Source organism: Streptomyces fuscigenes (assembly GCF_021556455.1).
Lineage (GTDB): Bacteria > Actinomycetota > Actinomycetes > Streptomycetales > Streptomycetaceae > Streptomyces > Streptomyces fuscigenes.
This window is the reverse complement of record NZ_JAKGCV010000189.1, coordinates 1-10538: the sequence shown is the minus strand read 5'-3', so window position 1 is coordinate 10538 and position 10538 is coordinate 1. Positions and strand designations below refer to the sequence as shown.

Annotated in this window: 9 protein-coding genes; 5 read left to right on the top strand and 4 right to left on the bottom strand. The window is 71.9% G+C overall.

Annotation, left to right across the window (positions count from 1 at the left end):
* Positions 1–176: 176 nt before the first annotated feature.
* The 3 genes from mctP to L1885_RS16445 all read right to left on the bottom strand — a co-directional run bounded on the left by mctP (position 177) and on the right by L1885_RS16445 (position 3170).
* Positions 177–1799 (bottom strand): monocarboxylate uptake permease MctP, encoded by a 1623-nt coding sequence (gene mctP, locus L1885_RS16455; protein WP_235797871.1) that lies wholly within the window; start codon positions 1797–1799, stop codon positions 177–179.
* Complete coding sequence (locus L1885_RS16450; protein WP_235797870.1) at positions 1796–2092, bottom strand: DUF3311 domain-containing protein; 297 nt, start codon at positions 2090–2092, stop codon at positions 1796–1798. The genes mctP and L1885_RS16450 overlap by 4 nt, the downstream gene beginning before the upstream one ends.
* A 304-nt stretch (positions 2093–2396) precedes the next feature.
* Positions 2397–3170: a GntR family transcriptional regulator gene (locus tag L1885_RS16445; protein ID WP_235797872.1), complete on the bottom strand. Its 774-nt coding sequence runs from the start codon at positions 3168–3170 to the stop codon at positions 2397–2399.
* A 302-nt stretch (positions 3171–3472) separates the two neighbouring features.
* On the opposite strand from L1885_RS16445, the gene L1885_RS16440 reads away from it, so the two are divergent.
* The 4 genes from L1885_RS16440 (at position 3473) to L1885_RS16425 (ending at position 8241) form a co-directional block, all read left to right on the top strand.
* Complete coding sequence (locus L1885_RS16440) at positions 3473–4750, top strand: extracellular solute-binding protein (protein ID WP_235797869.1); 1278 nt, start codon at positions 3473–3475, stop codon at positions 4748–4750.
* Between the two features lie 136 nt (positions 4751–4886).
* Positions 4887–5906, top strand: coding sequence for a carbohydrate ABC transporter permease (locus tag L1885_RS16435; RefSeq protein ID WP_235797868.1), 1020 nt, complete (start codon positions 4887–4889; stop codon positions 5904–5906).
* On the top strand, positions 5903–6730 hold the full coding sequence (locus L1885_RS16430; RefSeq protein ID WP_235797867.1) for a carbohydrate ABC transporter permease: 828 nt from the start codon (positions 5903–5905) through the stop codon (positions 6728–6730). Before L1885_RS16435 ends, L1885_RS16430 begins: the two co-directional genes overlap by 4 nt.
* Positions 6727–8241: a glycoside hydrolase family 3 protein gene (locus L1885_RS16425; RefSeq protein WP_235797866.1), complete on the top strand. Its 1515-nt coding sequence runs from the start codon at positions 6727–6729 to the stop codon at positions 8239–8241. The genes L1885_RS16430 and L1885_RS16425 overlap by 4 nt, the downstream gene beginning before the upstream one ends.
* A gap of 166 nt (positions 8242–8407) precedes the next feature.
* Here L1885_RS16425 and nagB read toward each other — a convergent pair whose 3' ends face one another.
* Positions 8408–9193: a glucosamine-6-phosphate deaminase gene (gene nagB / locus L1885_RS16420; RefSeq protein ID WP_235797865.1), complete on the bottom strand. Its 786-nt coding sequence runs from the start codon at positions 9191–9193 to the stop codon at positions 8408–8410.
* A 217-nt stretch (positions 9194–9410) separates the two neighbouring features.
* Between nagB and L1885_RS16415 the strand changes: the two genes are divergently transcribed.
* Complete coding sequence (locus tag L1885_RS16415) at positions 9411–10463, top strand: SIS domain-containing protein (protein ID WP_235797864.1); 1053 nt, start codon at positions 9411–9413, stop codon at positions 10461–10463.
* Positions 10464–10538: the final 75 nt, after the last annotated feature.

Below are 10538 nucleotides of genomic sequence, written 5' to 3'. Positions count from 1 at the left end.
GCCGCCGGCGCCCCGGTGAGGGGGTGCCGGCGGCCCGCCGCCGTGCGCCTGCCCGGTGCTTCCGCGGGGGTTGCGTCCCGCGGGGGGCCCGGAGACCCGGAGACCCCGAGGCCCGGTAGCCCGGTAGCCCGGGAGCGGGGAACGGGCCCGCGTGCGGTCCCGGCCCCGGGGCCGTGTCAGTTGACCGGCGCCGGCGGCAGCTCCACCTTCACGTCCTTGTCGCCCGCGTCGGCCACGTAGTCGGACGCGGTGGTCTCGTCCGTGCCCTCGGGCGCCTTGAAGGCCCGGAAGGCGAACGTGAGGACGACGGCGACCAGCACGTTCAGCACGAACGCGGTCATGCCGATGTAGCCGATCTGCCCGATGCCCGGGATCTCCGCCGACGAGCCGCCGAAGTGCTTCTGCGTCGGGCTCGCGACGCCGTACGCGGCGAGCGTGCCGTAGACCATGCCGGCCGCCCAGCCGACGAGCAGCGCCCAGCGGTGGAACCAGCGGGTGAACAGGCCGCTGACGATCGCCGGCATGGTCTGGAGGATCCAGATGCCGCCCAGCAGCTGGAAGTTGATCGCCACGGTCTTGTCCATGCCGAGCACGAAGATCAGGGCGCCGACCTTCACCAGCAGCGACACCAGCTTGGAGACGCGGGCCTCCTGCGCCGGCGAGGCGTCGGGCTTGAAGAAGTCCCGGTAGATGTTGCGGGTGAAGAGGTTGGCCGCCGCGATCGACATGATCGCCGCCGGCACCAGCGCGCCGATGCCGATCGCCGCGAACGCCACGCCCGCGAACCAGCTCGGGAACATCTGCGCGAACAGCGTCGGGATCGCCAGCTGGCCGTTGGTGACCTTGACCCCCGCCGCGATCGCCATGAAGCCGAGGAGGGCCAGCAGGCCGAGCATCAGCGAGTACAGCGGCAGGATCGTGGTGTTGCGGCGGATGACCTCACGGCTGCGGCTGGAGAGCGTCGCCGTGATGGAGTGCGGATACATGAACAGGGCCAGCGCGGAGCCGAGCGCGAGCGTCGCGTAGCCCCACTGGCCGGTGGCGGGCGGCGCGAGCGCGCCCTTCGGCTTGCCGGTCGCCGGGGAGACCTGCGAGAAGGCGTGCGCGGCCTTCGCGAAGACGTCGTCGAAGCCGCCCAGCCGGATCGGGATGTAGATGATCGCGACGAGGATGACGATGTAGATGAGGCCGTCCTTGACGAACGCGATCAGCGCCGGCGCGCGCAGGCCCGAGACGTACGTGTACGCGGCCAGCACGAGGAAGGCGATGAACAGCGGCAGGTCCTTGACGAACCAGTTGGTGCCGTCGCCGCCGCCGATGCCCATCACGTCCAGTACGGCCTGGATGCCGACGAGCTGGAGGGCGATGTAGGGCATCGTGGCGAGGATGCCCGTGATCGCGACCGCGAGCGAGAGGCCCTTCGAACCGAAGCGCCCGCGCACGAAGTCGGAGGGCGTCACGTACCCGTGGCGGTGCGAGACCGACCACAGGCGCGGCAGGAACGTGAAGATCAGCGGGTACACGAGGATCGTGTACGGCACGGCGAAGAAGCCGGACGCGCCGGCCGCGTAGATCGCGGCGGGCACGGCGACGAACGTGTACGCCGTGTAGAGGTCGCCGCCCAGCAGGAACCAGGTCACCCAGGTGCCGAACGACCGGCCGCCGAGGCCCCATTCCTCCAGGCTCTGGTCGTTGGCCGCCCTGCGCCAGCGGGCCGCGAGGAAACCCATCACGGTCACGGCGAGGAAGAAGAAGATGAAGACGCCGAGCGCGACGCCGTTGACACCGCCGCCGTTCATCGCGCGGCACCTCCTTCACGCCCGGCGCGTGCGGCCGCCCGGGAACGCTGGTCGTGCTGCCAGAGCTTGTAGGCGACCATGGTGAGTGCCGTCGTGATGAGCACCCACATCAGCTGGTACCAGTAGAAGAACGGGATCCCGATGAACGTCGGGTCGACCCGTGCGTAGGAGCCCACCCAGAGCATCGCGACGAACGGGATCACCAGGCACACGCCGATGACCACGCGCAGCGGCGTCACGACCGGGGGCCGGTCTCCGGCCGGGGTGTCGGGTTCCTCTGGAACTTCGGGCATGGGCTCCGTCCCCCTCACGTGATCACCTGGTCGTGCGCTGGCCATCTAAGCGTGGGATAAGCGGCGCGTCACCCCCCGTCCGCGTATCGGAACGGCAACGTTGCCCGCCGAACCGAACAGCCGATCGTCGGACAACCGCGGCGGGGCCCGCGGGGGGCGTGGTTCGGCGGTCTCTTTCAGCGCGGAGGCGCGGGGCGCGGGGCGCGGGGTCGCTCGGTCGCGGGGCCGCGGAGGTCGGCGGCGGTCCGGCCCGGGGCGGCGCGCCTTTCGGCGCGGCCCCGACTCGGTGCCGGTGGGCGGCCCTTCAGCCCGCGGGCCGCTCCAGCGTGGCCACGAACTTGTAGCGGTCGCCCCGGTAGACCGAGCGGACCCACTCGACGGCCTCGCCGCCCTGGTCGACGGAGTGGCGCGAGAGCATCAGCATGGGCAGGCCGACGTCGGTGCCCAGGAGTCCCGCCTCGCGGGGGGTGGCGAGCGAGGTCTCGATGGTCTCCTCGGCCCGGTCCAGGTGCACGCCGTAGACCTCGGCCAGCGCGGTGTACAGCGAGGTGTACTTGACGAGCGAGCGGCGCAGCGCGGGGAACCTCTTGGCGGACAGGTGCGTGGTCTCGATCGCCATGGGCTCGCCGCTGGCGAGCCGGAGCCGCTCGATGCGCAGCACCCTGCCGCCGGCCGAGATCTCCAGGAGCCCGGCGAGGTTGTCGTCGGCGGTCACGTAGCCGATGTCCAGCAGCTGGGAGGTGGGTTCGAGGCCCTGGGCCCGCATGTCCTCGGTGTACGAGGTGAGTTGGAGTGCCTGGGAGACCTTGGGCTTCGCGACGAAGGTGCCCTTGCCCTGGATGCGCTCCAGCCGGCCCTCGACGACGAGTTCCTGGAGGGCCTGGCGCACCGTGGTGCGGGAGGTGTCGAACTCCGCGGCGAGCGTGCGCTCGGGGGGCACCGGCGTGCCGGGCGGCATCGTCCGCGTCATGTCCAGCAGATGCCTCTTGAGGCGGTAATACTTCGGTACCCGGGCGGTCCGGGTGACGGGTGCGCCGCTACCCTCGGTGTCGGTGGTGCCGGTTCCCCCGTCCGCCATGACCTGCCTTCCCGGCTCTGCTCCTGCCGTCACCGGCTCCTCCGTCTGTCGCGGCTCACATGGTGGCACGGCGCGGTGCTGGGACACGGCCCCGTGGTCGGGACTTGGCCCGCCCTCCCTCAGGTGTCGGTCCGATAACGGACACGACAGCCCTTCTTATACACCCTTGACACCCCTAAAGGTCTAGGCCAAGCTCCCCGGTACTGGTCTAAACCATTAAAGACCACGTCCCGGCCCGAGCAGTACGTGTCGTCAGTCTTCGCGGTGGGCGGGGGGTAGCGGGATTCCCTGAGGAGGGTGGCGTGAAGCGGAAGCTCATAGGGGCGATCGGTGTCGCGGGGATGATGATCGGTGTCGCCGCGTGCGGCGGCTCCGGCGGCAGCGACGGCAAGGCGAGTGGCGGGGACGCCGGAAATACCATCACCGTGTGGTTGATGAGCGGTTCCAACCCGCCCAACTGGACGAAGCAGATCACCGCGGCGTACGAGAAGAAGTACCCCGGCAAGAAGGTCAAGATCGCGGTGCAGCCGTGGGACGGCATCCAGCAGAAGCTGACCACCGCGCTCTCCGAGTCGACCCCGCCGGACGTGATCGAGGTCGGCAACACGCAGACCCCGTACTACGCCCAGACGGGCGGCCTGAAGGCCCTCGACAGTGACAAGGCGGCGCTCGGCGCGTCCGACTGGCTGCCCGCCATGTCCAAGTCCGCGGTCTTCGACGGCAAGCAGATCGCCGTGCCGTGGTACGCGGCCAGCCGTGTCGTCATCTACAACAAGAAGATCTGGGCCGACGCGGGCATCACCGCCACGCCCAAGACGCAGGACGAGCTGTTCAAGGACCTGGGCAAGATCAAGGCCAAGGGCACCAAGGACGCGTTCTACCTGCCCGGCCAGGACTGGTACGCCTTCGACGGACTGCTGCTCGACGCGGGCGCCGACCTCGTCAAGAAGGACGGCGACACCTACAAGGCCAACCTGGACACGCCGCAGGCCGCGCAGGCCATCAACCTGTACAAGAAGCTGAACTCGTTCGGCACGGCGCCCAAGGACAAGGACGAGGCGACGCCGCAGCAGTCCGACGTGTTCGCCAAGGGCGACGTCGGCGCGTTCCTCGGCCTCGGCTGGGAGGGCGCGGGCGCGCTCACCAAGAACCCGAAGCTGAAGGACCAGATCGGCTACTTCCCGATGCCGGGCAAGACGGCCGACAAGACCGCCGCGGTCTTCCTCGGCGGCTCGAACCTCGCCATCTCGCAGGGGACCAAGAACCCCAAGGGCGCGCTGAACTTCCTCAAGCTGGCCATGTCGGACCAGTTCGAGGGCGCGCTCGCGAAGGAGGGCGGCGTCGTCCCGAACAAGGCGGCGCTCAACACCAACCTCCAGGGCAACGAGTTCGGCACGGTCTCCGCGGCCGCGGCCGCCAACGGCGGCACCACGCCGCTGATCCCCGAGTGGGGCAGCGTCGAGAACGCGCCCAACCCGATCACGACGCTGTTCATGACGGGCGTCCTGCAGGGCCAGTCCCCGTCGGCGGCCGCTCAGAAGGCCGACGTCGAGATGGACAAGCGGCTCAGCCAGAAGTAACGGCTCAGCCCAAGGGGCAGGCCCCGACCACCCTCCGCTCCCCGCCCGCCGCCGCCCCGCCTCCCCGCGGACCGCGGCGGGCGGGGCGGCGGCGGGCTGAAGCGTTGGCAGCGGACGGTACGAGGAAGCGAGAAGCATGGCCGCGCAGTACAGAGGCACCAAGACCAGGGGACCCGACCCGGCGGTGACCCCGCCGACGGCCGCCGCCGCACTCACCGTCGCCGGGAGCGCCGGCTCCGGCAGACCGGCCCGCCCGTCGGGCTCGGGGCGCGCCGCGCGTTTCGTGCCGTACCTGCTGCTGCTGCCGACGCTGGCCGCGACGGCACTGCTGCTCGGCTACCCGCTCGTCCGCAACCTGCTCATCTCGTTCCAGACCCTCGAACCGTTCCAGCTGATCCAGCACACCACCGAGTGGAACGGCTTCGGCAACTACACCGACCAGCTGACGAGTTCCGAGTTCTGGCACACCGCCGGCCGCTCGGTCGCGTTCACCCTCGTCAACGTCGTCCTCATCATGGTCGGCGGCTCGCTCATCGGACTGCTGCTCAACCGCCTCGGCAAGAAGATGCGGCTGCTGCTGTCCATCGGACTGGTCTTCGCCTGGGCCATGCCCTACGTCGCGGCCACCACGGTCTACCAGTGGCTGTTCGACACCCAGAACGGCGTCGTCAACTGGGGCCTCAACGCCGTCGGCTGGCACTCCATGCACGACTACAACTGGTTCAGCCACCAGCTCTCCACCTTCGCCGTGATCACGCTGCTGGTCGTCTGGGGCTCCCTGCCCTTCGTCGCGCTCAACCTCTTCGCGGGCCTGACGACCGTCTCCGCGGAGATCTTCGAGGCGGCGCGGATGGACGGCGCCGGCGCCTGGCGCACGTTCTGGCAAGTGGTCTTCCCGATGCTCAAGCCGTTCTTCCTGAGCACGACGTTCCTGGAGATCATCTGGGTCTTCAAGGCGTTCACCCAGGTCTACGCGCTGAACGCGGGCGGGCCCGAGGGGCTCACCGAGACCCTGCCGGTGTACGCCTACGTGGAGGGCTTCGGCAACCAGCACTTCGGCACCGGCGCCGCCATCTCCATGCTCACCATCGTCATCCTGGCGGCCCTGATGTCCTACTACTTCCGCGTCATCCTGAAAGAGGAGGACGAGCTGTGAGGCGCTCCCTGGCCGGCCGGCTCTGGCCCAACATCGTCGCCGTCGTCCTCTTCGTGTTCTTCGTCTTCCCCGTCTACTGGATGGTGACGACGGCGTTCAAGCCGGACCTGGACATCGTCTCCTCCACGCCGGTGTTCTTCCCGGTCCACGCGACCTTCGCGCACTTCACCAAGGCCGTGCACGCCCCCGGCTTCTGGACGTTCGTGCGCAACAGCTTCACCGTCACGCTCGGCGCGGTACTGCTGTCGCTGATCGTCGCGACGCTCTCGGCGTTCGCCGTCGCCCGCATGCGCTTCAAGGGCCGCAAGGCGTTCATCCTGATGATCATGATGGCGCAGATGGCGCCCTGGGAGGTCCTCACGATCTCCGTCTACCTGATCGTCCGCGACAGCGACGCCCTCAACAGCCTGCTCCCGCTGACCCTCTTCTACATGATGATGGTCCTGCCGTTCACCGTCTGGACGCTGCGCGGGTTCATCGCCGCCGTGCCCAAGGAACTGGAGGAGGCGGCCCTCGTCGACGGGTGCACCCGCTTCCAGGCGTTCATCCGGGTCGTCCTGCCGCTGCTCGCGCCCGGCCTGATGGCGACGTCGCTGTTCGGCTACATCACGGCGTGGAACGAGTACGCCCTCGTGCTCATCCTCAACAAGGACAGCGGCGCGACGCTGACCCTGTGGCTGACCGAGTTCCAGACCAACTTCGGCGACGACTGGGGCGCCACCATGGCCGCGGCCTCGCTGTTCACGCTGCCCGTCGTGGTCGTCTTCCTCATCATGCAGCGGCGCGCCGGCTCCGGCATGACCGCGGGGGCGGTGAAGGGATGACCGCCGCCGCCACCGGCCTCACGGGCGCAGGCACCCTGGAGCGCGACGCGCTCGCCGTGCTCCAGCCGGGCTTCGCCGGCACCGAGGCCCCGGACTGGGTGCTGCGCCGCCTGGACGAGGGCCTCGCGTCCGTCGCCCTGTTCGGCCGCAACGTCGAGTCCCCGGCCCAGCTCGCCCGGCTCACCGCCCAACTGCGCGCCGACCACCCCGGCCTGCTGATCGCGGTCGACGAGGAGGGCGGCGACGTCACCCGCATCGAGGTCGGCCAGGGGTCGTCCGTCCCCGGCAACTACGCGCTGGGCACCGTCGACGACACCGCGCTGACCCGCGACGTCGCGGCGAGCCTCGGCCGCGCGCTCGCCGCCTGCGGCATCGACCTGGACTGGGCGCCGTCCGTCGACGTCAACTCCAACCCGGACAACCCGGTCATCGGCGTGCGCTCGTTCGGCTCCGATCCCGAGCTCGTGGCCCGGCACTCCGCCGCGTACGTCGAGGGCCTGCAGAGCGCGGGCGTCGCCGCCTCGGCGAAGCACTTCCCGGGCCACGGGGACACGGCCGTCGACTCGCACCACGCGCTGCCGCGCATCGACGTGGGCCTCGACACGCTGCGCTCCCGCGACCTGCTGCCGTTCCGGGCGGCCGTCGCGGCCGGCGCCAAGGCCGTCATGAGCGCGCACATCATCTCGCCCGCGCTCGACCCCGACCGCCCCGCCACCCTCAGCGGACGCATCCTCACCGGGCTGCTGCGCGAGGAGCTGGGCTTCGAGGGCCTGATCATCACGGACGGCATGGACATGGACGCCATCGCCGCCACCTACGGCACCGAACACGGCACGGCCCTCGCGATCGCGGCCGGGGCCGACGCCATCTGCGTCGGCGGCGGCCCCTTCGACGAGGGGACCGTGCTGCGGCTGCGCGACGCGATCGTCGCGGCCGTGCGCGAGGGGGAACTGCCCGAGGAGCGACTGGCCGACGCGGCCGCGCGGGTGCGCGCGCTCGCCGACTGGACGCAGCGGGCGAGGGCGGCGCGCCCCGGCGCGCCGGAGCAGGAGGGGAGCGCGTCCGGCGACCCCGTCGGACTGGTCGCCGCGCGCCGGGCCCTGCGGGTCACCGGTACCGCCGAAGCCCTGACGGGCCCCGCGTACGTCGCGGTCCTCGGCGGCGCGGCCAACATCGCCGTGGGCACCCGGACGCCCTGGGGCGTCGGCCCGGAGCTCGCACGGCTGCTGCCCGGCACCGAGTCGGACACGTACACCGAGGACACCTACGCGCCGGGCGCCGTGCTCGGCGCCTCGGCGGGACGGCCCCTCGTCATCGCGGTGCGCGACGTGCACCGCCACCCCTGGACCGCCCGCGCGCTGGACCAGCTGACCGCCGAACGGCCCGGCACGACGGTCGTCGAGATGGGCCTCGACGTGGCGCCGCCGCGAGGAGCCCTGCACATCGCCACCCACGGCGCCGCCCGGGTGTGCGCACAGGCGGCCGCGGAGGTGATCGCCGGGCGGCGCTGAACGGGAGCGGGACAGCACGACGGTGCCGGGCGGCCCCCAGCGGGGCGGCCCGGCACCGTCGTGCCGTGCGCGGGGGAGTGCCTGCTCTCACCGGGGCGCGCCCGCGCCGCGGCCCGCCCCTTCGGCGGGAAGGAGCGGGCCGCGGGGGCGGGCGGAGGGCCCGGGCCTACAGGCCCTGCCACGCGGGCTTGGCCGCGTACGTCGCGCGGAAGTAGTCCCCGAGCTTGAGCTTGGACGCGGCGGCCTCGTCCACCACGGCCGTGGCGTGCGGGTGCAGTTGCAGCGCGGAGGCCGGCACGACCGAGGCGACCGGACCCTCGACGGCGAGCGCGACCGCGTCGGCCTTGTTCTCCCCGGTGGCGAGCAGCACCAGGTGCCGGGCCTCCAGGATCGTGCCGATGCCCTGGGTGATGACGTGCCGGGGGACCTGCGCGATGTCGCCGTCGAAGAAGCGCGCGTTGTCGACGCGGGTCTGCTCCGTCAGCGTCTTGATGCGGGTCCGCGAGGCGAGCGAGGAGCACGGCTCGTTGAAGCCGATGTGCCCGTCCGTGCCGATCCCGAGCAACTGGAGGTCGACACCGCCCGCGGCGGCGAGCGCGCCGTCGTACGCGAGGCAGGCGGCCCGGACGTCCTCGGCGCTGCCGTCGGGTCCCATGAAGGACGCCGCGCCGAGTCCGAGCGGCTCCACCACCTCGCGCATCAGCACGGAGCGGTACGACTCCGGGTGGCCCGCGGGCAGCCCGACGTACTCGTCGAGCTGGGCTATGCGCGCGGCCGACGCGTCGACCTCGCCCGCCCGGACCTTCGCGGTCAGCGCCCGGTAGACGGGGCCGGGGGTGGAGCCGGTGGCGACGCCGAGCAGCGCGTCCGGCTTGGCGCGCAGCAGCTGCGCGATGCTCTGAGCAACGGTCTCGCCGCCGGCGGCGGCATCCTGGACGATGACGACTTCCACGCTTTTCCTGCCCATCCCCGCTGCGGTCGAGCCCGCGTCCGACATGTGGTATAGACCAATTTAGCAGACCGGCCCCCCGCGCCGGATGGCGGGTCCGCTTCCTGCCGTGGTCGACTGGGGGAACGCGGGGAGAACGCGCCTGCCGCGCACTCGCACCCGGGCCCCCGGTCCCCGGAGCGCGCGGCGGCGGCCGACGGACGCGGGTGGAGGCGGGCAGATGTCAGCGAGCGAGCAGCCCGGTGCGGTCATGGCGGGCGAGATGGCGGAGCAGCCCGACGTGCTGCGCCGGATCCTCGACGAGGGTGCCGGGCCCATCCGGGAGACGGCCCGGGCCGTGGCCGCGCGCCGGCCCCGCTTCGTCCTGCTGTCCGCGCGCGGCACGTCGGACAACGCCGCGCTGTACGCGAAGTACCTGCTGGAGATCCGGCGCGGCCTGCCGTGCGGCCTCGCCTCCATGTCGACCGTCACCGCCTACGGCGCGCGCCCCGACCTCACCGACGTGCTGATGATCACGGTCAGCCAGTCCGGGGGCTCGCCCGACCTCGTCGCCTCCACCCGCGCGGCCCGCGAGGCCGGCGCCGTCACGCTCGCCGTCACCAACAGCCCCGACTCGCCGCTGGCCGCGGTCTGCGAGTTCCACATCGACGTCCTGGCGGGCCCCGAGAGGGCGCTGCCCGCCACCAAGACGTACACGGCGACCCTGCTGGCGCTCTACCTCTTCGTGGAGGGCCTCGCCGAAGGCGACGGGACGGCGGCCGCGGGGCTGCCCGGACTCGCGGAGCGGGTGCTCGGCCGCCAGGACGAGGTCCGCTCGCTCGCCGCCCGCTACCGCTTCGCCGAGCGGATGGTCCTCACCTCGCGCGGCTACGGCTATCCGACGGCCAAGGAGGCGGCGCTCAAGCTCATGGAGACGAGCTACGTCCCGGCGCTCGCCTACTCCGGCGCCGACCTGCTGCACGGGCCGCTCGCGATGGTCGACAACATCTCCCCGGTCGTCGCCGTCGTGCCGGACGGGCGGGGCGGCGAGGCGCTGCGGCCGGTGCTGGACCGCCTGCGGGGCCGGGGGGCCGACCTGTGCGTCGTCGGCCACGAGGCGGCCGTCCTGGGGGCGTCGGCGGGGTTCGTCCTGCCGACGGCGGGCGTCGCGGAGGAGGTCCAGCCGATCCTGGAGATCCTGCCGCTCCAGCTGCTCGCGTACGAGGTGACGATCGCGCGCGGCCAGGACCCGGACGCGCCCCGCGCGCTGGCGAAGGTCACCGAGACCAGCTGAGCCCGGGCGGCGGGCCGGCGCCCCGCGGCGGCCGGGGAGCCGGTCGCGGGACGGGCCGTGGCGGGGGAGCGGGAG

What these genes read in the sequence shown, in the direction of transcription:
- L1885_RS16435 (WP_235797868.1), top strand. Translation starts at nt 4,887, where the DNA reads ATGGCCGCGCAGTACAGAGGCACCAAGACCAGGGGACCCGACCCGGCG.
- L1885_RS16425 (WP_235797866.1), top strand. Translation starts at nt 6,727, where the DNA reads ATGACCGCCGCCGCCACCGGCCTCACGGGCGCAGGCACCCTGGAGCGC.
- mctP (WP_235797871.1), bottom strand. Translation starts at nt 1,799, where the DNA reads ATGAACGGCGGCGGTGTCAACGGCGTCGCGCTCGGCGTCTTCATCTTC.
- L1885_RS16445 (WP_235797872.1), bottom strand. Translation starts at nt 3,170, where the DNA reads ATGGCGGACGGGGGAACCGGCACCACCGACACCGAGGGTAGCGGCGCA.
- L1885_RS16415 (WP_235797864.1), top strand. Translation starts at nt 9,411, where the DNA reads ATGTCAGCGAGCGAGCAGCCCGGTGCGGTCATGGCGGGCGAGATGGCG.
- L1885_RS16450 (WP_235797870.1), bottom strand. Translation starts at nt 2,092, where the DNA reads ATGCCCGAAGTTCCAGAGGAACCCGACACCCCGGCCGGAGACCGGCCC.